The organism is Acetivibrio saccincola (assembly GCF_002844395.1).
In the GTDB taxonomy this organism is placed as follows: domain Bacteria; phylum Bacillota; class Clostridia; order Acetivibrionales; family Acetivibrionaceae; genus Herbivorax; species Herbivorax saccincola.
Map to the genome: position 1 here is coordinate 1,822,057 of NZ_CP025197.1, position 24,630 is coordinate 1,846,686.

Here is a 24,630-nt window from a genome sequence, read left to right on the forward strand (position 1 = left end):
TTCTATTCCTCCATAAGAGAGTAAATTCTTTTCATGATTTTTTCACTTTCCAATAATAACTCACTATTAGTATATTTCTTATTTTTATCTAAATCAAGAGTAAAAGGTTTTCCGAAAATTATTCTGACTTTGCTAAATGGTTTGTAGCTTGCATCTATCAAAACAGGCAGTATGGGTGCCTGGGATTTTTGAGCTAAAAGTGCAGCTCCTGCTTTTACTTTTATCTTTTTATTTTTTTTATCGGCAGTTTTCTTCCTTGTGCCTTCAGGGAAAATACCAACAATATGTCCTTCGGATAAAAGCCTTAGTGAGGTTTTGATAGCTCCCACATCCCCTTTCCCTCTTTTTACAGGAAAGGCTCCTAATCTTGTAATAAAAAATCTTAAAAGAGGATTTTTAAAAAGCTCTTCCTTTGCCATATACCTGACCAGGCGTTTTATCCTGTACCCAATGAAAAACATGTCTAATTCGCTTATATGGTTGCTGCACAAAATAGCGGCACCTTCTTTGGGTATATTTTCTATGCCTATAATTTGTACTCTGTAAAAAACGGAGAAGAATACTGCTATTATAAACCTTAGTATCTCTTTACCCATAATTTTTCACATGCCCTAAAATTGTATTTACAACCTCATCAACAGACATATTTGTGGTATCTACCTCTATGGCATCCAGAGCTTTGGTAAGGGGTGCAAAGCTTCTGCTGCTGTCATTTTTGTCCCTGTATTCAATATCTTTTAAAACCTCTTCAAATGTTATATCTTTGGTATTTTTAGCCTTCTCTTCTAAATATCTTCTTTTGGCTCTCTCTCTTACGTCTGCATTTAAGAAGATTTTAACTTCTGCATCAGGCAGCACATAAGAACCTATATCCCTTCCATCCATTACTACACTGTTTTCTGAGGCAATTTTTCTCTGGAGCTCAACCATTTTTATTCTCACATCAGGAATGGTTGCAACATTTGATGCACCTATTGAAACTTCAGGTGTTCTTATAAGAGAGCTGACATCTTTACCATCTAAGAAGATCTTTTGCTCATCATTGGCATAAACAATTTCAATATCGATATTTTCTACAAGTTTAGACAGCTTTTCTTTATCTAATGTATCAATGTTTTCATTGATTGCTTTTAGTGCCACTGCCCTATACATAGCCCCGGTATCCAGGTATAAAATCCCCAGTTTTTTTGATATAATTTTTGCTATTGTACTTTTTCCTGCACCCGCAGGACCGTCAATGGCAATTGAAATTTTTCTGTCACCCATATTACTCTCCCAAAGTAGTTTATTTAGTATTTTTAGCTTAAATAAGTTCTTAGCTTAAGTCAGGCCTTAAAACTTTTGCCCCGTTAAGGTACACATGTTTAATCCGGTCTTTCTCAAGACTTGTATTAATATGCAGCATTACCCTTATGCATTTTTTAAGGCCGTCCGGAACATCAATTTCATTCATACACATAAGTGCCACATCATTAAGACCCATTTCCCTTGCTGCTACAGCCGGGAAAACTGCATTTAAGTCTTTTGTGGCGGTAAAAATAATGCTTATAATATCATCTTTTTCAAGATTGTTTTTTTCAATAATCTCTTTGAGGAGCTTTTTTGTTTCATTTAAAATTTCTGTTTTTTCGTTATTTAATACAGTGGTAGCCCCTCTTATAGCTCTTACCATAATTTAATTTCCTCCATTCTGCCATACTACCCCTTTACATAAAAGGAAATCAGACAACCCTGTGTCCTAACCCAATGGAAACTTCATTTAGATGAAGCAAACCAATACCAAAGAATATTGCCACACTAATGTGATTTTTGTAGCGGGCAATACCTATTTTTCCTCCTACATTTAAACCTAATGCCTTAGGCATTATTTGAGACAGAGCCTCTCTTGTAGCTCCGGCCACTGCACCCTCTTCTACATGGTTATCCGAAATAACGTTTTCCCTCTTTGAAGCTACAACAGCTCTTTCAATTATTTTCATAACTGAGGTGATAAATTCACCACCAAAGTCTACGGCAACGGTTTTGATGCCCTGTTTTAAAAAATCTGCCTGATACCTTTTTTCTTCCTCTCTTTGCGATGTAAGGGCAATTTTAATTGCTGCAGAAGCAATTTCCTTGCTGCTATAAGCTCTGGATTTTAAAGTATTCTTGTCCATAATATCCCCGCAAATTTTTAAAAGTTAATATGCATAGTTATTAAATTACTATTATATTATACTGTAATAACAAAATTAAAACAATAAAAAATTAATCAATTTGTATTTTAGCCAGCCTTTTTATTTCAGAATCAAGTTTTACTTTTGTACCTTTATACCTGTCTATAATATTGCTGCTGGCAGAAATTATTTCTACTTCAGCATCCCCTGCCATGGTAGAATCAATCTCCACCACATCCCCGTCTTTAACATTTATTTTTACAACATTTGAAACAAATGAAGCAACTTTTTCACCATTTAAAAGTACTTTAACCTTTTTATTTGTATTCTCACTTTTTAGCGAAATAAAAATTTCCCCTCTTTTATAAAGGTACTCCTCATCTTTTAGAAGATTTCCTTCTAAACTGTTTTCACTTACAAAAACCGCCCTTAGTTTTGGATTCATCATTGCAGCCTGAACAATAACCAGGCTTAAAAACACAATTACAAAGGTAAAAAATAAAAATTTTTCAAAAATATATACTGAAAATATTTTTTTATTCCGGTATTTTCTTTGTTTTCTACCTGCATTAAATATAATTATTTTCATATCATTCACTCCACAGGTTTTTTAGGGAATATTTACTATATGAATAATATGCACATATTTTTTAAAAAATACACATTCCTTTTTTACTTACAATTCATGCCAGCCAAATATCCTGTGGAAAAGGCAATGGTTAAATTGAACCCTCCTGTATAAGCATCTAAATCTATAACTTCCCCGGCAAAAAAAAGCCCCTTTATTAATTTAGATTCCATTGTAGAGGGATTGATTTCATCCACCGATACCCCGCCGGAAGTCACTATGGCCTCCTCTATTGGTCTTGCCCCGTTAATTGTCAATGTAAGGTTTTTTAAAAGCTTTACGAGGAACCTTCTCTCCTCTTTTGTAATCTGGTTTACAGTCTTTGCAGAATCTATTTTTGAAAGCCTCACAATAACAGGGATTAATTTTTGAGGAAGAAGTTCATCTAAGGAATTTTTAAACTGTTTTCTGGAAAATTTTAAAAAATCCCTCTGAATTCTCTCATCTAACTTTTCTTCTGCAAGGGCAGGTTTTAAATCAATTATTAGCTTTACCCCTTTATAATCATAATCTAATATATGCCGGCTTGCACTTAGTATTATAGGACCTGAAACACCAAAATGCGTAAAAAGCATTTCCCCAAAATCACTGTATATTTTTTTGCCTTTATTATCCACTAAGGTTATTGAAACGTTTTTTAAAGAGAGTCCCTGCAAATCTTTAACCCACTCTTCTTTTGTGATCAAAGGCACTAAAGAAGGCTTTAAGGGAACTATAGTATGTCCTAGTTCCTTTGCCATTTTGTAACCATCCCCTGTTGAACCGGTACCGGGATAAGAGGCACCTCCCGTTGCCAGCACAACCATGTCACAAGAAATTATTTTGCCTGATTTTAGCATAATACCGGTTACTTTTTTATCTTCAGTTAATATCTTTTCTACAGGGGAATTCAGCCATAAGTCAACTCTTTTCTTTTTTAAAAAAGCATTTAAAGTATCAACTACATCCTTTGCATTATCAGAGACAGGAAATACTCTGCCGCCTCTTTCTACTTTTGTCTTCAGACCGTATTTATTGAAAAAATCTATTAAATCTGTGTTTGAAAAGGTATAAAAGGCAGAATATAAAAAACACCCGTTCCCAGGAGTGTTTTCAATAAGACCCTCTATATCGGTGTTATTTGTTATATTGCACCTACCTTTACCTGATATTAAAATTTTCCTACCTATTCTGTTGTTTTTTTCAACAAGTATAACTTGGTTGCCGTTTTCAGCAGCTTTTCCGGCAGCCATTATCCCTGCCGGACCGGCTCCTATAACTACAATTTTCTTTTTCATATTAAATCCCCTGTTTTTATTTATAATTTATTATTTTTATAATTTATTATTTTATGTTTTTGCTTTATTTATATCTTTGACCTTTATCCTTGCTTTCATAAACACCATATTCATCCCATATTTTTTCCAAATTTTCAAATATACTATACACATGTTCTTTTTTCCTCATGGCAATTGCAAGAATTAAAGCATTTATAACGCTAAGAGGTGCAACAAGGGAATCCACAAAAGAGGCCATGTCACTTCTGGCAGTAAGGGTATGATGGGAGTTTTCCGTCAAAGGGGAATCATTGCTGTCTGTAATGGCTATAACCGTTGCACCCTTTTTCTTTGCAAATTTCATTGCATTAATGGTTCTCATTGAGTACCTGGGAAAGCTTATCCCGATTACCACATCCCCTTTAGAAGCATAAATTATCTGCTCAAAGGTTTCACTTACACTGGTGGTATGTACAAGCCTTACATTGTTGAATATAAGATTAAAGTAAAACCCTAAAAAACTAGCCAGTGGTGCAGAGCTTCTCACCCCTAGTATGTATATTTTCTTTGCTTTTAAAATGCTTTCCACTACATTATCAAAACTTTCTAAATCAATTTCCTCCAAAGTTGCTTTTATTTTCTCCATATCTGATAAAAGGACACTTTTTAAAACATTGCTGTCCTTAATCCGTGCAGAAGAAATCTCCATCCTTTGAATGGAGGTTAGTTTACTTTTAACAAGTTTATTAAGCTCCTTTTGAAGAGCAGGGTAACCGTCAAATCCAATTTCATTTGCAAACCTCACCACAGTGGATTCACTGACCCCTACTTCTGCACCAAGTTTGGCAGCGGTCATGAAGCTGGCTTTGTCGTAGTGATTTATTATAAAATTGGCTATTAGTTTTTGTCCCTTGCTAAAATTTTCCATGTTATTTTCAATCATGGTTATTAAGTCAGAATTTTTATTCTTCATCATAAATCCCCTTATGCCTGATTTTATATCTGATTATGCTGTTTCATAAATAGAAATCCTCATTTTGTTGTTGTTCATAGTCAAACCAAATAAAAGGTTTTTGTCTTTAAGATTTTTGTTTAGAAAATCTACCACTTTGTATAAATCCATATTAGAATCCAATTCCAATACAGATTTTAAATCAAGTTTCTCTTCTGAACTCATACTATTCCTCCAAATTATATTATCATTTCTATTATTACATATTAAAAAGAAAAAAATCAAGCATCCCTTAAATAAAAAAGCTCCGGGAAAAAGCTTACCCGGAGCCTTTTTATTTATTTTTATCTTTCTTCCACCGGAAATTTGTCTATATAGACCAGTAAATACCTTCTTAAAAGGGTTAAGTCTAAAGAGTCAATAATCCCGTCCCCGTTTAAATCAGCAGCTTCTTTTTGTACAGGAAGTTCTTTAATAATTTCAAGAAGATATCTCATAAGTACTGAGTAGTCTATTGAGCTTATTTCCCCGTCGCCGTCTATATCCCCGTAAAGGATTTTTTCAGGCTCAGGTATAACAGGCGGCGGGTCAATAGGAGTTGAAATTAACTCGTCAGTCTCTATAGTTACTGTTTGTGTTTTGCCTGAGTTTATAATATCCCGGGAACTTGTGCTTTGAATTACAGGACCTTGGGCAGTGTATACACCAGGGCTTACAACCCTTGCAAGGTATTTAATGGTTGTGTTGGATTTCCAATGCTGGCTGTTATAAACATAGAAAGTTATCTCTTGACTTCCTGTGTCATGCCATGAATGATAAGGTTTTAATCCTGAAGGAAGATAGTCTGTTATTGCATAAACACCGTCAAATACCGTATCATTTACTTTCCAAGTAAGAGTAACTCTTATAATATCCCCCTGCTTCAAAGTGTTTGAATATAGAGGGGTTCCGTCTAAATGGTGGTATGAGCGGCTAATGGAAATTTCATCACTTTTTTCTTTTATATCAAATACATTTTCTTTAAAAACCGATACTAAAGAAACATCCCCTTTTACACTGGTTATTTTGAAATTTTTAAGCTGTATTGGCAATAGTTTTATGGAAAAACTCTTTCCTTTTTCTAAATATACAGTTTTTTCTTCTCCGTTGTAGCTGTAAGTAAACTCTACATCTTCAGGGCTTAAGTTTTTAATATCTTCAGAGATAAACAGAAGTTTTTCAATGTTCATTAGTACTTCACCGGAAGCGGAGACTGTAAAGTACTCATACAAGCCGTTCCCTTCAGGTCTTTCAAGCAGTGCCGCTAAATATGCACAAAGGGCAGTAGCCTCTATAATATCGTCTTTAGAAGTCTTTGCATTAATCCTGTAGTATGGTGTTAATTTTTCAATATACGGGGTAATCCTTTCATTGTATATCTCAGAAGCTTTTGATATGTCACCTAGTTTATAATAGGCTAAAGCTAAATATATAGTATCTGTTATGCTTAAATTATCAATGTTTTCTATTTGATTAAGTTCTAAAAGGACAGGTTCACCTAACACAGAAAGCCCGTATAAAGCCTTTACCCTATTGCTATGAATATTAGCATTTCTTCTGAAGTACTCTTTTAACTTTTCTGTATTAGCCATGTCTTTTGCAAAAACAGCAAATTTAACAGTCAAATTAAAATCGGCATCTGAATAAGGGAAAAGTGACAATCCTCCTGCGGTTTTCTGGTAGTCTGAAATATCGGGTTTTATCACTTTAGGCAGATACCAGTTTTCATCAAAATATTCTTCTATTAATTGTGATGCTAAATATCTGGAAGTAATTTGATCTAATCTGTTTCCTAAGGCATAATATAAGTTTACTAAATCTTTATAATATAACCCATTGCTTCTGTCCTGGAATACAAGGCTGGTAAAACCCTGTTCTCCCCCTTTTATCTCCATATTAGGTGTAACGTCCATAAATTCAGCTCTTTCAATTTGGTAATAGGAATCATATACATTTACAGGGTGCATGACAGCATCGGAAAGCCCGCTTTCAGTATATGCCCTTATTATTAAATTATAATACCCTTCTTCAAAGGTCCAAAGAGGTATGTTTATTCTTTCAAAAGCTTTGCCTTTTACAATAACTTTAGTGTCAGGGTTTTCTTCATCGTATACTTCAAAATAAACGGTATCATCTTCTGTAATGCCTGTTCCATATGCATTTACACCTATTACAGGCTTGTCGCCTTTAAGGTAAGATGTATTAAATGAATAGTTTACGAAAAATGGCAGTGTCACTGTCACATTCTTTATTTCACTTCCGGCATGAAGCTCTTTTGATATTGCAGACATGGTTATTCTCCATGAAGTAATATTGTCAGGAAGTTTAAAAGAAGCTGTGCCTTTTCCGTCATCCCCCGTTTCTATGCTTAAAAAGGTTGCAGTATCCCTAAAATCAGATCTTAAATCTGATTTATTTATGCCGTCAGCTTCTTCAGGGGGTGCGCCCCAAACAGGCGGTTCAGCAGCCCTTTCCCGCATTTCATCTTCTATATTGTGGGATTTTTTGTCAAAATATATTCCTGAATTTACATGAATAAACAAGTCACTGAGTACATTTACCCGTTGATTCTTTAATGCGAAGAAAGCTTCATCAACAATGCTTATATTTACAGTTGATTTAACAGGATTTCCGTCCTTGTCCTTTACATATACATTTAAATTTACTGTATCCCCGGGTCTGTAGGAATCTTTGTCTGTTTTTCCTTCAATGGTAATTTCTTTCTCATTTATATCATAGACAATATTTTTCCTTGCAGTAACATATGAAATGCCTGTAAAGGCAACTGCCGTAGCATAAACATTTGGAATATATTCATTTAAAAATTCAAAAGAATGTGTTGAAGAATCAGATACATGATAATGTAAAAATCCATTTTGAGTCAGAATATAGATGTAATTATTAAATGGAAGATTATCATTTGCAAATGTAAAATCCAGCTTTACCTCTTCACCTATGCCGTATTTTTCTTTATCGCATGTTAAAGTATACCTGTTGTTTACACCGGGAGAATAGCTTATTCTTTTTCCTATGTATACCATATGGGAGATATTCCTTCCTGAGCTGTCTTTGCAATATATTTCTGCTGTATAGTATGAATCTTTAATTTCAGGAGCATCAAAAACATACCTGGCTTTTCCGTCTTTTCCTGTAATCATTGAAAAATCCTTTATCGGCTTGGTCTCAAGTTTTGATGTGTATGTATTATAAGTAACCTTGCTTATAGGGTCATAGTATGTTCCTTTTTTTTCTTTAACCCATGTATTTAGATAAATTTTACCTGTTATGCTTTTGCCTTCTACAGCATCACCTAAATAGTCATTATATCCGCTGGCTGTTCCATCATTCAGGCGGTCTAGTACAATTTTGTAAACTTCTGCCTCTACATATCCTTTTTCATCCTCTATTTTTCCGTTTCCTTTAACTTCAATATCATTGACAAAAACCCTCACTGAATTAGAAGCCCGGATATCCCCTGCTTCAGGTAAAAGGGATCTGGCATTTAGTGAAATTGTGTAAACCCCTTGGATATTCCTAGTTACCTCAGGAACATATTTTATATTTAATTTACCGGAAGCATCCGTTGTTGCAGTTCCCTCTATTGTATCACCTGTCAGTACAGAGGTTGATATTGTATAAATTGTATTTAAATTTGATACACCTGTGCCTTCAAAAAATTTAGCATTAAGTTGGAAATTTACCTCTTCCCCCACAAAAACTGCAGATTTATCTTTATCAATTTCCATTTTATAAGAAGGCTTTATATATTCCTTAATTTCAATAATCTTTGTTACAATAACTGAATTGCCTTTTTTAAGCCTTATTGTATAATAGCCCGTAGGTAAATTAGGAAGCTCAATTTTATCTTCAAAGAAATTATCTTTTACACCTATATTCTTTTTAATAACAGGGAGTTTTTCATTTCCCCTCAAGCCATAGTAGTCATAATAGTAGTAATCATAATAGTCGTAATAATAGCCCTGGTATAATTCCAAAGTAATGTAGTCAATATCTTCATCTTCATACCTGTTCTTTATAAATCCCCATATATTTACAGTGTCATTTGACTTGTACATTTCCCTGTCTGTAAAGAAATACCTCCAGTAATAATCACCGCTTCCACGGCTGTATGAACTGGTTTCTAAAAGGGATTTATTGCCGTCTGCTGTTGTTATAAAGAGAAATTGTTTATTATAAACAGAATCCGGCCAATAATAATTTCCATTGTAATATTCATCATAAAAATAATTGTTACCAGAATATTTCCCTTCTTTATTTACAGGGTCAATTAGTTGAGTACTAAATACCGAAATTCCGTTATCATCTGTTATAAATGTGTTATCATTATCTGAAAAACCAATTAAAGCACCTTTTAAAGGTTTCTTTGTTTTTATGTCATTAAGCCATACCAAAGTATCCGATGTGGCTTTGGTTATGTAAGCACTTGTATTTGTTATTTGAAGAAATATTTGTGCCCTTTTATCTTCACAATAGCTGTCTACAATATAATAGCCCAATGGAAGGTTCTCAGGAATTGTAATGATTGCATTTCCGGACCTTCTCCCGTCTTCATTTAGTAATTGATCAAATTCAAGTATTTTTTTCAATCCGTCAACAGGTAAAAGGTTGTTTCTGTAGTTTATTTGTGCCCAGTCCGGGTGTCTGTTTCTCATCATAACGGCTTCATAAAAAGATTCAAAATCTTTGTATGCATAAACACTTGTATTTAAGTTCAGAAGCTTTGTATAATCGGTATTGCTAATATAGAAAGTATAAAGGGAGTTGGATTTTACTTTCAGTGGAAAAATCAATAATTTGTCTATTGTAATTAATTGATATCACCGGTTCTCCTTTTGGAGGGGTTGGCTTAGGTTCTTCAATTGTTTCAAATGAAAATACATAATCATCCTCTATAATTCTGTCCGTATTGATAATTCTGATACCTTTTTTAATTCTTACTGTGTAAATTGTCTCATATTCTAAATTGTCGTCTGGAATAAATACAGCTGTCTTGCCGTTATACACTTGAAATCTTCCGGGAACGCTTGGTGTAATTTCAAAGTGGTTCTCAATACTGCTAAAGTTTTCGTGGCTAAATACAACTTCAATTGCCGTATTTACAGGAACTCCCACAGTTTCATTCCCGGGAAATGCACCTATAATTTTAAATTGTGTTTGAGTTTGAAAAACCCAGGTTGTCTCAGTTTCCGTCTTCATTCTAAAAGTATAAATGCTGTCTTCAATAAGGGGTCTTGACAACTGAATGCTAAAAAAGTTTTTGTCCAGTTCTTTAATAACCGGGTCCGGCTCCCCGTCAATTGAAAAGGCCTTTTTTACCTCTTCCAGTGAAAAATCTTCTTCCGTTTCAAGTAAAAATTCAGTGTCAACAGCAATACCGGTGTGGTCGGACTTTAAAGGTACTAAGCGGAAACCATTACGCGGATATGCAGCCCTTCCTGATGCAGACACAGAAATGCATGCTGTTAAAATTAAACACGTAATGATAAGTAAAGAAGTAATCCTTTTGTACATTTTTCCTCCCCCCTTTTTTTCATATTTTAATTATACACCATATCTTGACGCTATAAAAATAAAATTAGTTTAAATTTAATAACTAAATTATAATATTATTTTCTGTACATACAAGAAGTAACATTATATAATTAAGTTAGAGGTGGGAATTGAGAAGTTAGAAGTTAGAAGTTAGATGTTAGATGTTGGAAGTGGAAGGTTGGAAGCTGAAAATGAGAAGAGAGAGATGAAATTAAGGTTTAGAAATCTTTTATTAAAATGATAAAAAAATTTTTAATTAAAATAAATTAATAAAGGAGAGTATATGTTATGCTAAAAAAAAGAGGTGTAAAGTTACGCAAAAAACTAACTTTTCTAACGGCATTTATAATGCTGGTATCTTTACTATTACCTTCTTTTGTAATGCAGCCGGTAAGTTTTGCCAGCTCTTCTCCAAGAGAAGGAGATCGGTATTACAACTATGGTGAAGCATTGCAAAAGGCTATTTTGTTTTATAAGGCAAACAGGCTTGGTGACCTGCCGGACGATTACATCTTACCTTACAGGGCAGATGCAGCAATGACAGACGGTCAGGACGTCGGTCTTGACTTAACCGGCGGCTGGGCTGATGCCGGTGACGGAATAAAATTTACCCACACCATCTCATATGCTGCAGCACAACTGGGGTGGGCTGTATATGAATACAGGGATGCATTTAAAAAACTGGGTTTGTTAGAGGAAATATTAGACGAAATAAAATGGGGAACGGACTTTTTGATTAAAGCCAATCCGGAGCCTAATGTACTCTACTATATGTGCGGATATGGAGAGTCTGACCACTCGGTATGGGTTCCTCATGAGTTTTTAGATTATGTAACAGACAGAAAATCATTCAGGCTTGACCCGTCAACGCCAGGTTCTGACGTTGCAGGTATGACTGCAGCAGCACTGGCTATAGCTTCATTAATATTTGAAGAGACAGATCCTGAATATTCACAAAAATGCCAGATGCATGCAGAGAGAATTTTTGATTTTGCTTATACATACCAAGGCAAAAACCCATTAGATATTTTATACCCATCCGGCAGCTATGTGGACGACCTTGCATGGGGCGCTATATGGCTTTATATAAGAACAGGGGAACAGCACTATTTAGACAAGTCCATTTCAATTATGCCTGTTAAAACAATAGGCGGATACCACACCCATTGCTGGGATGATGTAAGCTATGGTGCAGCAATTAAAATTGCCCAGGTGACAAAGGATGAAGAATATGCTTATATGGTGGAAAGAAATTTAGACTTCTTCCTGCCAGGCGGAGGTATAACTTACAGCCCGGGAGGACTTGCATGGCTTTCTCAATGGGGTTCTCTGCGTTATGCCAGCACAGCAGCATTTTTAGCTTTTGTATGGTCTGATGACAAAACCGTTGGAACACTGTCTAAAAAAGATGAGTATAGAAAATTTGCTGAAAGACAGATAAATTACATATTAGGCGACAATCCAAGGGGTGGAAGTTATGTAGTAGGTTTTGGGGAAAATTCTCCTAAGCATCCTCACCACAGGACTGCACATGGTTCATGGGTAAGCATGACAGATGCACCTCCTTTTAGCAGGCATATACTATATGGTGCATTAGTTGGCGGTCCCGATGCAACTGACTACTGGGAAGATAATATAGATGACTATATAATGAATGAAGTGGCAATTGACTACAATGCAGGTTTTGTTGGCGCCCTTGCTAAAATGGTTGACATGTATGGAGGGGAAATACTTGAAAACTGGCCTCAGCCTGAAGACTTCAGGGCACCTGAAGATGATTTGGAAGAGTACTTTGTAAGGGTTTGGAGAATGTATGAAGGTTATGGAACGGTAAATGTGCTTTTCCAAGTTAACAACCGCTCTGCAAGACCGCCGACAGTAAAGGATAAACTTTCTGCCCGCTACTTCATGGACTTAACTGAAGTCTTTGAGGCAGGTCGCGGTTTAGATGCTGTGGAAATTAAGCTTGGTGCCCACGAAGGTGCAACACTTCATGGTTTGGAACACTATTATGGCAATATATATTATTTTACAGTTGATTTTACAGGCACCCCTATTATGCCTGCAGAGTGGAAACTCTGTCAAAAGGAAGCCAATGTGTCCATTAGCTACAAAGACGGTATTGGAAGCCATGAAAATGACTGGTCATATGCAGGAATACATGATAATCCTGACTATGATAATATATCCTTTGCCGGCATGACACCTTTAGTTCCCATATATGATGATGGTGTATTACTTTGGGGTGAAGAGCCTCCAAAAGGTCCGGATGACACTGAACCAACACCTCCAGGAACTGATATTATATATGGTGACCTTAACGGGGATGAAATTGTAGACTCCATAGACTATATGCTTCTTGGAAGGGTTATTTTAGAAATCCCTGTTCAAAATGTGAACTTAGATGCTGCGGACTTAAACGGCGACGGTATTATAAATTCAGCAGACTCCGCTATTTTAAGCAGATACGTACTTGAAATAATAGATAAACTGCCATATAAATAGTTTAAGAAGTATTATCTTTAAGAAGTAAATTCTAAAATAAGAGCCAGGGAAAAATCTTATGTGCCCTGGCTCTTATTTTACCGGCTATTCTTTTGCTATTTAAAACTACCGTTAAAATATACTTATTGATGATAGCATGGATTTAAAAGGATTAACTATTTTTAACACTAAAGATAATAATATTGGGAACAAAGTGTATCCTGTTACAATCCAATATGCAACTTTTTCCATATTTTCGGATACCAACTCGCTTAAGCCTATGTAAGTTAGTATAATTGAAAAAATAGCTGCTCCGGTTAACAGAACTGAAAAATACGGAGTAATTAACATCCCAACTACTAGAACTAATGATGCTATGATTGTTGGAATAATTGATATACCTGAAATAGTTATAAGTGCTTTAATGTCTGTTTTAAATTTAAAGATTTTTGATGTAATAAAATGTGATACAGGAATTAGTAAAAATGATACAAAACAAAAAACTAATGATTGTAAAAACAGCTTAAAATATGGTATCTTTATCTTAAGTCCAAAGAAACTATTCCCTTTGTTGAGGGTTTTGGATGTCATAATAAGAATCATAACAGCAAATAGTAAAGATTGCAGTACTGCAAAAAACAAACCTTTTTTAAAATCATGGTTAACAGCATAGTACTTCATTGAGATTACAGGCTTTTTAATAAAGTCTTTTGAAAATTTAAGCATATCTTTTAAGTAATTTGATGTGTTGTTTATAACTTCTTTTGTTTTTTCAGATGAAAAAAAGCTTTCTTCTCTAGCGCCTTGTGCATTATTGTTTCCACTTAAACCGCTATTGTTTTCCCCCGGCTCAGTACCGGCTCCACTTGAGGCATTAGCACTGCTATTTTCGCCTGAATCTTTTGCAAGATTTATTTTATTGCCTTCTTGTCCCTCACCTTTATTTTCTTCAGGCTTTGCTAGCATAACTCCTTTATTTACTTCATCTCCTGAAGATCCCTCAGGCACCGCTGCTGAAGTCTCACCGCTGCATAAGCAGTTTTCACCTTCTTGTAATACTTTTCCACAATTATTACATTCCATTGACATGACCTCCTATTTTTAAAAAAATAAAGCAATATTATCTATATTCAATATTTATCAATATAAGAATACCAGTAAAAATACATTTTGTCATTATAAATTTATAAGATTTAGTTAAAATAAATGAAAACATTTAAAAAGCACTTCTTTTTTGAAATTTGCTGAAGTGCTTTTTATTTGCTTTTTATATTGTATTACACTGGGTGTACCCTGTTTTCATAATCCACCATATCAGGGTCTATCCCGTATTTCTCTGCTTTCCTGAACTCAAAATATTTTTTTGCAACGGATGGGAATAGTGCATAAGACAGCACATCTTCATCCTGTTCTAAATACTCTTTCATTTCATTTTTTATATTTTTAAGCTCAGGCTTTATAAAGTCAGCAGGTCTTTTAGTAATAGGTTTTTCACCGTTTAAAATTTTCTTTTGTATTTCAGGATTAACAGGTGCCGGTGTTTTGCCATACTCTCCTTTTACCAGCGCCTTTGATTCCTTTGGAACCATCTTATATCTCTCACCCATCAATACATTCAAAACAGCCTGTGTACCTACAATCTGGCTTGTAGGAGTTACCAGAGGAGGAAAACCAAAGTCTTCCCTTACCTTTGGTATTTCTTTTAAAACTTCTTCAAATTTATCAAGGGCATTTGATTGCTTAAGTTGTGATACAAGGTTTGAAAGCATTCCACCGGGAACCTGGTATATTAATGTATTAATATCAACTCCCAGCACTTTTGCATCTAAAAGCCCGCTGTTTAGGTATTCCTCTCTTAAAGGTTTGAAATACTCTGCAATTTCATTTAATTTGTTTATGTCAAGACCTGTGTCGTATTCAGTACCTTTTAAAGTTGCAACAACTGATTCTGTAGGTGGCTGTGAAGTTCCAAGAGCTAAAGGTGATATTGCACAGTCCACCACGTCACATCCTGCTTCTATAGCCTTTAGATATGTCATTGATGCAACACCGCTTGTATAGTGGGTGTGAATTTGTATAGGTACTTTTACATTTTCCTTCAGTGCTTTTACCAAGTCATATGCTGCATAAGGAAGCATTAAACCTGCCATATCCTTTATGCATATAGAGTCTGCCCCCATGTCCACAAGTCTCTTTGCATCTTTTACAAAAAGGTCTAAATTGTGAACCGGGCTTGTGGTATAGCATACAGCAGCTTGTGCATGCCCTCCTTCTTTTTTACATGCTTTAATGGCAGTTTCAATATTTCTTACATCATTTAAAGCATCAAAAATTCTTATTATGTCAATTCCGTTTGCTATTGCCTTTTGGACAAAATATTCTACTACATCATCTGCATAATGCTTATAACCTAAAAGGTTCTGACCTCTTAAAAGCATTTGAAGCTTTGTTTTCTTAACATGTTTTCTAATTGTCCTTAATCTTTCCCAAGGATCTTCATTTAAAAATCTTAAGCAAGAGTCAAATGTTGCCCCTCCCCAAGCTTCCAGTGAATGATACCCTATATCATCAAGCTTTTCTAATATAGGAGCCATTTCATCAATTTTCATGCGTGTGGCAATTAGTGATTGATGGGCATCCCTTAGAACAGTTTCAGTTATTTTAGCCATATATTTAACCTCCTTAATTATTCTTACCCCTTCTTTTAAAACTCAAAACTAAATAATAGTAAATTAATTCAGGGTAAGGAGTAAATCTCCTGAATCCACAGAGGCACCACTAGATACATCCACAGAGGCAACTGTTCCGTCCTGGGGGGCTAAAATTTCGTTTTCCATCTTCATAGCTTCTAAAATTACAAGTACCTGCCCTTTTTTAACAGAATCACCTGGTTTAACATTAACTGAAAGTATAGTTCCAGGCATTGGAGCATTAACTTTAACTGCACCGCCACCGGCTTTAGCTGCCTTTTGAGGAGCAGGTGGTTTTGGAGCAGGTGCAGGAGCAGCAGCCGGCTCACTTACTGTTACTGCCGGACCTGAAGGAGAAGCCCCGTTCTTTATTTCTTCCACCTCAACTTCATATTGCTGGCCGTTAACTTTTATCAAAAACTTTTTCATATTTATCCTCCTTAAAAATTTTAAACATAATGTTAAATTTATCACATTTAAAGATAATTATAAGCACAAGTATAAATTAAATAAAGAGAATTATAAAGGTATATTCCCATGTTTTTTTGCAGGTCTTCTTTCCCTCTTGCCTGCAAGCATTTCCAACGCACTAATTATACGGATTCTTGTAGATTCAGGCTCGATAACATCATCAACATAACCTCTTGCCGCTGCAATATATGGATTGGAGAATTTCTCCTTGTATTCGTTAATTAGCTTGTTTCTTGTAGCAACCGGGTCATCAGAATTTCCAATTTCTTTTCTAAAAATAATATTAGCGGCACCTTCAGGACCCATTACTGCTATTTCTGCAGTGGGCCATGCAAAAACCATATCAGCACCTAAATGTTTGCTGTTCATGGCTATATATGCACCGCCATATGCTTTTCTGAGAATAACATTTATTTTAGGCACTGTAGCTTCTGCAAAAGCATATAATAATTTAGCACCGTGTCTTATAATCCCACTGTGTTCCTGGTTTACACCCGGCAAATATCCCGGTACATCTGTAAAGCTAACTATAGGTATGTTAAAAGAATCACAAAATCTTACAAATCTTGCTGCCTTATCTGATGAATCCACATCTAAAACCCCTGCTAAAAATCTCGGCTGGTTTGCCACTATTCCTATAGTTTTGCCGTTCATTCTTCCAAAACCCACTATGATATTTTTTGCGAAATGCTCTTGTACTTCAAAGAAATCCCCGTTATCAACTACAGAAGTGATTATTTCCATAGCATCATAGGGCTTATTTGAGTCATCCGGAATTATATCAATGAGATTATCAGCTATTCTGTTTACATCATCATTGGTTTCTAAGTAAGGTACATCTGATAAATTATTATCCGGGAGGAAGCTTATTAATTTTCTAATTTTTTCTATGCATTCGTCTTCATTTTCACTCTTAAAGTGAGCAACACCGCTTTTTGAATTGTGGGCATCTGCACCGCCAAGTTCATTAAAGGTCACATCTTCCCCTGTAACTGCTTTAATTACTTGTGGACCGGTTATAAACATCTGGCTTGTGTTTTCAACCATAAAAACAAAGTCTGTAATGGCCGGAGAATATACCGCCCCTCCTGCACAAGGACCCATTATTACAGAAATCTGGGGAATTACTCCTGAAGCGTGGGTGTTTCTGGTGAATATCTCACCAAAACCCTTTAATGCATCAATACCCTCTTCAATTCTTGCACCGCCTGAGTCATTTATGCTTATAAAAGGTGCGCCTGTTTTAATTGCCATGTCCATGACATTTGTAATTTTTTTAGCGTGCATTTCTCCCAATGACCCGCCAATAACAGTAAAATCCTGGGAAGATACAAAAACAAGCCTACCATTAATAGAACCATATCCAGTCACTACGCCATCGCCGGGTACTTTCTTTTTCTGCATATCAAAATCAATACTTCTTGTCTCGGCAAATGCATTTAATTCAACAAAACTATTTTCGTCTAATAAAGCATTTATCCTTTCCCTGGCAGTTTTCTTGCCGGCTTCATGCTGTTTTTTAATTTTTTCTTCTCCTCCCCCAAGGTTTACTTGAGACCTCTTTTCGTTCAAAAGGGCCATTCTGCTTTGGTTATCCATTTTATGCTCCACCTCATGTTTTTTATTTATAGTTTTTAATCTAAATTTACCATTTCAAATGTAAAATAATTTGAAATACAAAAAAATAATTTCCTTAAATACCCTATTATATTTTAATTGCAATTGCTACATAGATATATTATAATAAAGACACCTATCCTAGATTATAATACTATATGAAATTACTTGCAAGTTAAATCAAGATGATTTTGAAAATTTATAATTTTTCTTATGATAAATTTTTCTTATTAATGTAGAATTGAAAAACTTCCGATACATATACCGAATACCACTTTTTTTACCTAGTGCTGTTTTTGCAACCTGGCTTAAAATAATATATTTTCTAAGGGTGATTTATTTTGAGAAAAATCAAACCCGAGCAAAATAGGGGTATAACTTTTTGTAAAGTATCCATCGATAATGATGCAACATGGATTCATGGCATAATAACTTATATAAACTTGGAAAAAAAAATTGCCGAGATATTTCTTTCTGCCCGTTATTTCAAAAATCATTTAAAGGAAGGTCAAAAAATACTTATAAAATCTTTTGATAACAATAACGAAACTTTATTTTCCGCAAGCATCACCAAAAAGGTAATTTCCATAAGAAAGCAGGCAATAACCGTCAATATAGACAAGGTAATGAGCTATCACAACAAACGTAGGTTTGAAAGATTTTATTTAAACTATCCTTGTAAAATTACTTACGGGGATAAGGAATATATAGCCATACTTTCCGATATCAGTTTAGGAGGCGGGATGCTTTTTACAGATGCGGAAATTGATGACCATTCAATAGTATGCATCAGTATATTTATATCAGCAACATTAACCATTAATTTTATAGGAAAAACAGTTAGAAAAGAAAGTGCAGGAAACAGTGAACTGACATATGGTATAGAAATACTGGAAATTGACGAAGAAAATAATGTTCTTTTAGCTGAGCTAATCAATTTCCTTGAAGAAGAAAAAAATAATATTGCACACGAATGGAGAATTTTTAATATGTTAAAGTATTCCATCTACACCATATCTGTGATTTTTATATTTGTTGTTATTTTCTTCTTTTTCACAAATGAAGCTCTATAGCTTTTCAATGCATACAAGTATAGGAGGACAATTCCGCTGGTTTATAAACTCTGTTTTCATCACGGCAAATTTTTTTTGGTCAACGGTTTTTAAAAAGTCTAAAACTTTTTCTTTCTCTTCTGTCCCATTGTCCTTTCCATAATAAATTACTATTGTAATAATGCCTCCTGTAACTAAAAGTTCCATGGATTTTTCTATTGCAGAAATTGTGGTATCTGCCTTTGTGGATACACTGTGGTCACTTCCCGGAAGATAGCCTAAGTTGAACATTACAGCCTTTATATTTTCGTTTACGTAATTACCCATGTTTTCATGACCGTCTTTTATAAGGGTTACTCTTTCTGAAAGCTTTAGTTCTTCTAACTTTCCGGCTGTATTTTCTATAGCTGCATCTTGTATGTCAAAGCCAAAAACCCTTCCCCTCTCCCCTACAAGCTGTGCTAAAAACACTGTATCGTTGCCGTTGCCGCAGGTGGCATCAACAACAATATCTCCTTCATTAACATAACCTTTTATATACTCGTGGGATTGTTTTAGAGAATTTTTAATTATTTTCATAATCACTCACCATAAGTATTACATCTCTTATTATTTTAGCAGCAAAAATGGCTGTCCTGTCTGATAAATCGTAAGGAGGTGAAACCTCTACAATATCAAACCCTACAATGTTTAAATCCTTTAAAAGCCCCATGGATTTTATAAGTTCATTTGAGCTTATGCCGCCGGGCTCCGGTGTGCCGGTCCCATTTGCATATGCCGGGTCTAAAACATCTATATCAAGGGTTACATATATTGGCTTGTCTTTAAATTTATCAATTACAGCCTTTAGGGGTTCATACACCTCTAAGGTAAACATGTTGGTATTTAAAGAAGCAAACTTAAATTCCTCTTTTGTACCTGATCTTATTCCAAACTGATATATATTTTTAGATGGCATAAAATCAATTACACGCCTTATTGCAGAAGCATGGGACAGTGGGCAGCCTAAATAATCCTCCCTTAAGTCTGCATGGGCGTCAAAGTGTATCAACACCAGTTCATCTTTGTACTTTTCGTAAACTTTTTTTATAATGGGTACGCTTATAAGGTGTTCGCCTCCAATAAAAAGTGGAAACTTGCCGTCCTTTAAAATTTCCCCCGCTGCCTCTTCAATTATTTCAAGGCTTTTTTCCGGATTTCCAATAGGAAGGTCCAAGTCGCCTGCATCAAAAAAGGAAGCATCTTCTAATGACTTGTCCATATATATACTGTATTCTTCAATGCCAATTGACACTTCCCTTATTTTTTGAGGTCCAAATCGTGTACCAGGTTTAAAGCTACATGTAAAGTCCATTGGTACACCAACTAAAATTATTGAAGACTCTGTATAGTTATCAGAACTTCCCATAAATCTTAAAGGAACAGTAAGTTTTCCGCTTTTTAAACTCATATAATTCTCCTTTATTCACAGATTATGTTCATATTTAAAAACTTTTGTTTGTATTTAATGATTCTTGTTTTAATACTTCTTGTTGTATTTAATATTATTTTGTTTATATTTATTTTACATTTATAAATAATGATTTTTTATTATTTAATAATGTCTGATACAAATTTTGGCAGTGCAAAAACTGCTTTGTGTATTTGAGGGCAGTAATATTTTGTATCTAATTTTGGTATACTGTCTAAATCTGTTTCTAACGGGTCATATTTTTTAGAACCCATTGTAAAACTCCAATAACCACTTGGATAAGTAGGTATTGCACATGTATAAAGCCTTGCTATAGGAAATATTGATTCTACATTTTTAAATGCATTTCTAATTAGATCTTTATGAAAAAAAGGTGATTCAGTTTGAGCAACAAATATTCCGTCTTCTTTTAGACATTCATATATGGCTTTATAAAATTCCTTTGAAAAAAGTCCTACAGCAGGACCTACCGGGTCAGTTGAGTCAATCATTATTACATCAAATTCGTTTTTATGCTGGTTTACATATTTTATCCCGTCATCAACAATGACCTCTACCTTCTCGTCAGTTAAGGCACAGCTTATTTCAGGCAAATATTCCTTTGCAATTTCAATTACTCGTCCGTCTATTTCGCAAAGCACTGCTTTTTCGATGGTAGGATGCTTAATGATTTCCCTGATTGCCCCTCCGTCCCCTCCGCCAATTACAAGGGCTTTTTTAGGATTTTTATGAGTAGCCAAAGGAACATGTGATATCATTTCATGATAAACAAATTCATCCTCTATTGTAGTTTGCACAGTTCCGTCTAAAACAAGCATCTTGCCAAATTGCTCTGTATCAATCAATGCAATGTCCTGATACTGTGTTTTTTCAGTGTGGTATGTTTGTTTAACTTTGCATGTTATTCCTACATTTTTTGTTTGATATTCTGTATACCAAAGCTCCATTAAAATTCACTCCTTGTGATGGATTAAACCAATATTTATAGGCATTATTAATTAGCCATTAATATTTTAATCCCCAAAACATGTCTTGTCAATAAAATGTACTTCCCAGATTATTAAAATAATGCATCCAACCAGGTAGCAAAAAATATCTTTTATATCAAAGGTAGCTCCAACAATAGTGGACAGTACTTTATTACCTTGTATATTTAAAATTTCTACAATATTTAAGTACTGCAAAATCTCTACCATTACAGAAAAGATAAAAATATATAGGGGTAAAAATTTTATTGGCTTTCTTATAAAAGATTTTATAAAGGTGTATAGCAAAATAACAACCAGTATATCCCCTACATACGGTCTTATGATATTATCTCTTATAAAAAGGGCAATTATTATTTCTATAGTTAAAAAAATAAAAAAAGCTGCCAAATATCTTTTATTTATTCCCATTTTTTAATCACCTCACCATATACATCAATAAAAATAGAAACAAAATAACTCCTAAAATTGTTAATATGAAAGATATTATATCACATTTATTTCTTTTTGGATTCCGATGGTTCAGCCTGGAATGCTAAACCATTTCTATGTCAAATCAAAATTAATATATTATCCTAAAATCTTTCTCATTTAAAATCCTGTCAATTAAGTCTTCACATTTAAAAGACTCATATCTTTGCTGTATATCATATTCACCGACAAAAAATACATTAATATTTCCTTTATAAGCTGCTTTCATAATTTCAATCATATCATTCCTGTTAGTCAGCACGTTATCCCTGTACATTTTATATACCAATGCCGCTGTCGTCAGCTGATATGGTTCTCTTCTTCCGTGATGTTTTAAAATATAATCATTAACACTTATTATCTGTGGTTTTATCCGCATATCATCACTTATCAAAAAATAGCGTCCTAAAGGAATTCTTGTCAGCACTATTATGCATATAAGAATTAATTCCTCTGCAATACTGTCCCCTTTTCTTTTTAAAGTCCTGGCATACCGGAAGAAAGTGCTGAACAACTCCCTATTTCCCGGGTTTGTACTTTTAAGCTTAACAGACATATGCTTGTCCATACTTTCAATAATTTCACTTGTTTTTGTTTTGTATCTGCATACCTCTTTAACGGCATACCCAAGCAGTCTATTAGCTTCTTCAGTACTGATATTTAAAGCATCCTTTAAACAATTATAAATTACTTCTTCGTCAAAAAGAACGACTTTAAAGCCACTGCTGTTAAGTTCGCTGAAATATTGAATCTGAACGGGATGCAACTCAAATGAATTGGCAGTAAGTTCCATTAATGCCGTCCGGGATACAATTATTACATCCCCCTTGCTCTTCAAATAATTAATAATGGCCTGCCTGTTAGATGAATTTGAATGATGCAGAATAGAACAAGTATCATAAAAAAAATACCTGTGTGCCTTCGAAATAGTATCAACAACTTCCTCTTTTTTATATATCATATAATTTTTAAAGGAGCTGAAATTTAAAGGTGTTTCCTGATATTTCTTGCCCATACTAATCTTTTTTCCTTATGTCGGAATATATTTTTTTTATTCCTTCAACAATTCGGTTATAATTGTATTCAGACAGTAGTTGCTTCTCTATTAAATCAGCTCCTTCAGTTTTTATCATTTCCAATATAAAAGGCATTTCATCTTTGTAAGTTGGTTCAAGTATATCCCGGTCCAGCCACAAAGAATCAAATAATTCCCTGATTTGATTGTCCCCATATTCCAATATTTCTTTTACATCTTCTATCCTTTCCAATATCTCTAATTCATAAAGGCGTATTAAAACAGCAACAAAGGGAGAACTAAAATAATTCATAAGTTTTGCAACTATTTTTTCAATATCTTTATTATCATCCTTATATAATTCATACATTTTTTTAAACTCTAATTCCGGCATCAACAAGTTTGCCGCAAAAAGGTTTGCCTTGCGCTCATTATCATTGGAATCATAATCCTGATTAAAATGAACCTCTCTTTTTTCATTAATGTAGTCCGGCACTCCGCAAATAATATGGTATATATCATGACAAAAAGAAAAATACATTTTGTTCCTTGGTTGGCTTGAATTAAGCAACATATATTTACTGTAGCCTGTATCTAAAAAAACAGCCCCAAAATCACTGTCAGCCATCGGAACCTGGAAAACCAACACATCCAGTTTTTCTCCAATTTCTTTTATTATTTTGGGTATATCTCCATCCCACCGGACCCTGTCTTGGAAAACTTTCAGCGTCTCTTTGACACTGCCGGCATATGCCCTGTTTTTAATAACAATTTCTTTAAATCTGCTAAAATTCATAATCCCAAACCTCTAAAGCCTCTTTTTGCATTTTTTTGCGAATTCCAATAATTGCATCTATATGCTCTAATAAATCAAAAACCTGATTGGCTAACCTTTCTTTGTTTTCATCTGCAGTTCCCATATAAAACGCTATTGAAGCTGAATCTTTATAATCAGGAGCCAGCAAATCCAATTTTTCCTGCAAAAAGTATTTTATATCCTTATCCAAAGCATCAGATATAGAATGCATATCTTCATAGGTAATCGGCTGAACACTATTAAGAATTCTGGATAATTTATTCTTTTCAATTCCTGCACGTTTTGCTATAAATGATTGTTTTATTTTATAATGGCTAATATACTTATTTAAATTTTGTACAAATAAATTTTGTGCAGCATCAACCATTTTAATTCCTCCCTTCGTATATATTGTATCATATTTTGATATGTTTATTCAATACAGGTAAAAAAACAGATTAAATTATATAAATAACCTATTAGCAATTTAATTTTATATTATAATATGATATAAATTAGATATTATCGAATCAGTCCTGACTTTTCTTTTTTTCTATTTCTTTGTAATAATCTTTGAACCGATATTTATCGTTCCTTCTTTAAATACTTTTTCAACATATATCTTTCACGTATTTTATGATAAGATGAATTAAGTGTTCCGAAATCCATACGGCGTCTAAAATATTGCATATAATAAACCTGTTTTAGATTCATCAATACTTGCAGATTTATAACCATCAGGTGAGGGAGAAAATTCAAATAAGTTACCAACTTTAATATATTCCTCCCTTTAAAAAGCAGTTATAGTAATTGAACTAATTACTATAAACAGGCTCAAAAATACTAACACAAACTGATTTCTTGACAGTTTCAAGGACAGTTTCTTAAATTTTATTATTGTAAATTACATAATGAAAAGCAACAATACAAGCTCCGGATACCTTTATAATGACTGTAAAAAAACAGCAGCTAATAAATTAATAACCAACAATT

The 24,630-nt window shown here is 34.2% G+C and carries 23 protein-coding genes; 2 read left to right on the forward strand and 21 right to left on the reverse strand.

The features are described from left to right. Positions 1-2: 2 nt before the first annotated feature. The 10 genes from HVS_RS08080 to HVS_RS17170 form a co-directional block, all read right to left on the reverse strand. Positions 3-596 (reverse strand): lysophospholipid acyltransferase family protein, encoded by a 594-nt coding sequence (locus tag HVS_RS08080; RefSeq protein WP_101301026.1) that lies wholly within the window; start codon positions 594-596, stop codon positions 3-5. Further along, entirely contained in the window at positions 589-1,266 is a 678-nt protein-coding gene (cmk, locus tag HVS_RS08085) for a (d)CMP kinase (RefSeq protein WP_101301031.1), read from the reverse strand. Before cmk ends, HVS_RS08080 begins: the two co-directional genes overlap by 8 nt. A 49-nt stretch (positions 1,267-1,315) precedes the next feature. Continuing rightward, entirely contained in the window at positions 1,316-1,672 is a 357-nt protein-coding gene (gene aroH / locus HVS_RS08090; protein WP_101301033.1) for a chorismate mutase, read from the reverse strand. Positions 1,673-1,721: 49 nt separating this feature from the next. After that, the gene (locus HVS_RS08095) at positions 1,722-2,156 is read right to left on the reverse strand and encodes a HutP family protein (protein WP_101301035.1); all 435 of its coding nucleotides are present in this window, start codon (positions 2,154-2,156) and stop codon (positions 1,722-1,724) included. A 91-nt stretch (positions 2,157-2,247) separates the two neighbouring features. Continuing rightward, the gene (locus tag HVS_RS08100; RefSeq protein ID WP_101301038.1) at positions 2,248-2,745 is read right to left on the reverse strand and encodes a hypothetical protein; all 498 of its coding nucleotides are present in this window, start codon (positions 2,743-2,745) and stop codon (positions 2,248-2,250) included. 83 nt (positions 2,746-2,828) lie between these two features. Continuing rightward, positions 2,829-4,061 (reverse strand): BaiN/RdsA family NAD(P)/FAD-dependent oxidoreductase, encoded by a 1,233-nt coding sequence (locus HVS_RS08105; protein WP_101301040.1) that lies wholly within the window; start codon positions 4,059-4,061, stop codon positions 2,829-2,831. A gap of 64 nt (positions 4,062-4,125) precedes the next feature. Next, positions 4,126-5,013, reverse strand: a complete 888-nt coding sequence (locus HVS_RS08110; RefSeq protein WP_101301042.1) for a MurR/RpiR family transcriptional regulator — start codon at positions 5,011-5,013, stop codon at positions 4,126-4,128. A gap of 33 nt (positions 5,014-5,046) precedes the next feature. Continuing rightward, complete coding sequence (locus tag HVS_RS08115) at positions 5,047-5,217, reverse strand: DUF4264 family protein (protein ID WP_101301045.1); 171 nt, start codon at positions 5,215-5,217, stop codon at positions 5,047-5,049. A 119-nt stretch (positions 5,218-5,336) separates the two neighbouring features. Beyond that, positions 5,337-9,704, reverse strand: a complete 4,368-nt coding sequence (locus HVS_RS08120) for a dockerin type I domain-containing protein (protein WP_242971529.1) — start codon at positions 9,702-9,704, stop codon at positions 5,337-5,339. Positions 9,705-9,789: 85 nt separating this feature from the next. Beyond that, the gene (locus HVS_RS17170; protein WP_242971530.1) at positions 9,790-10,563 is read right to left on the reverse strand and encodes an Ig-like domain-containing domain; all 774 of its coding nucleotides are present in this window, start codon (positions 10,561-10,563) and stop codon (positions 9,790-9,792) included. Positions 10,564-10,872: 309 nt separating this feature from the next. Between HVS_RS17170 and HVS_RS08125 the strand changes: the two genes are divergently transcribed. Next, positions 10,873-13,089: a glycoside hydrolase family 9 protein gene (locus HVS_RS08125; protein WP_101301048.1), complete on the forward strand. Its 2,217-nt coding sequence runs from the start codon at positions 10,873-10,875 to the stop codon at positions 13,087-13,089. Positions 13,090-13,200: 111 nt separating this feature from the next. Here the strand turns inward: HVS_RS08125 and HVS_RS08130 are convergent, their stop codons facing one another. The 4 genes from HVS_RS08130 to HVS_RS08145 form a co-directional block, all read right to left on the reverse strand. Beyond that, positions 13,201-14,151, reverse strand: a complete 951-nt coding sequence (locus HVS_RS08130; protein ID WP_101301051.1) for a Yip1 family protein — start codon at positions 14,149-14,151, stop codon at positions 13,201-13,203. A 194-nt stretch (positions 14,152-14,345) separates the two neighbouring features. Beyond that, positions 14,346-15,737 (reverse strand): oxaloacetate decarboxylase subunit alpha, encoded by a 1,392-nt coding sequence (locus HVS_RS08135; protein ID WP_101301053.1) that lies wholly within the window; start codon positions 15,735-15,737, stop codon positions 14,346-14,348. Positions 15,738-15,800: 63 nt separating this feature from the next. Further along, positions 15,801-16,187: a biotin/lipoyl-containing protein gene (locus HVS_RS08140; RefSeq protein ID WP_101301055.1), complete on the reverse strand. Its 387-nt coding sequence runs from the start codon at positions 16,185-16,187 to the stop codon at positions 15,801-15,803. 90 nt (positions 16,188-16,277) lie between these two features. Further along, entirely contained in the window at positions 16,278-17,828 is a 1,551-nt protein-coding gene (locus HVS_RS08145; RefSeq protein WP_101301059.1) for an acyl-CoA carboxylase subunit beta, read from the reverse strand. A gap of 359 nt (positions 17,829-18,187) precedes the next feature. Between HVS_RS08145 and HVS_RS08150 the strand changes: the two genes are divergently transcribed. Continuing rightward, complete coding sequence (locus HVS_RS08150; RefSeq protein ID WP_101301061.1) at positions 18,188-18,919, forward strand: PilZ domain-containing protein; 732 nt, start codon at positions 18,188-18,190, stop codon at positions 18,917-18,919. On the opposite strand, the gene mnmM is transcribed toward HVS_RS08150, so the two are convergent. The 7 genes from mnmM to HVS_RS08185 all read right to left on the reverse strand — a co-directional run bounded on the left by mnmM (position 18,914) and on the right by HVS_RS08185 (position 24,025). Continuing rightward, a complete protein-coding gene (mnmM, locus tag HVS_RS08155; RefSeq protein ID WP_101301064.1) occupies positions 18,914-19,477 on the reverse strand; it encodes a tRNA 5-(aminomethyl)-2-thiouridylate-methyltransferase MnmM in 564 nt (187 codons plus the stop codon). The two genes, HVS_RS08150 and mnmM, sit on opposite strands and share 6 nt — an antisense overlap. Continuing rightward, the gene (speB, locus tag HVS_RS08160) at positions 19,464-20,348 is read right to left on the reverse strand and encodes an agmatinase (protein ID WP_101301069.1); all 885 of its coding nucleotides are present in this window, start codon (positions 20,346-20,348) and stop codon (positions 19,464-19,466) included. The genes mnmM and speB overlap by 14 nt, the downstream gene beginning before the upstream one ends. A 140-nt stretch (positions 20,349-20,488) precedes the next feature. Further along, positions 20,489-21,316: a polyamine aminopropyltransferase gene (gene speE / locus HVS_RS08165; protein ID WP_101301071.1), complete on the reverse strand. Its 828-nt coding sequence runs from the start codon at positions 21,314-21,316 to the stop codon at positions 20,489-20,491. A gap of 66 nt (positions 21,317-21,382) precedes the next feature. Continuing rightward, positions 21,383-21,766, reverse strand: coding sequence for a ribosomal maturation YjgA family protein (locus tag HVS_RS08170; RefSeq protein WP_101301074.1), 384 nt, complete (start codon positions 21,764-21,766; stop codon positions 21,383-21,385). 151 nt (positions 21,767-21,917) lie between these two features. Continuing rightward, entirely contained in the window at positions 21,918-22,787 is an 870-nt protein-coding gene (locus tag HVS_RS08175) for a transposase (protein ID WP_242971531.1), read from the reverse strand. Between the two features lie 55 nt (positions 22,788-22,842). Then, positions 22,843-23,637, reverse strand: a complete 795-nt coding sequence (locus tag HVS_RS08180; RefSeq protein ID WP_101301078.1) for an ImmA/IrrE family metallo-endopeptidase — start codon at positions 23,635-23,637, stop codon at positions 22,843-22,845. Continuing rightward, positions 23,627-24,025 carry a helix-turn-helix domain-containing protein gene (locus HVS_RS08185; RefSeq protein ID WP_101301080.1) on the reverse strand — a complete coding sequence of 133 codons (399 nt, stop codon included), beginning with the start codon at positions 24,023-24,025 and terminating at the stop codon, positions 23,627-23,629. Before HVS_RS08185 ends, HVS_RS08180 begins: the two co-directional genes overlap by 11 nt. Positions 24,026-24,630 lie beyond the last annotated feature (605 nt).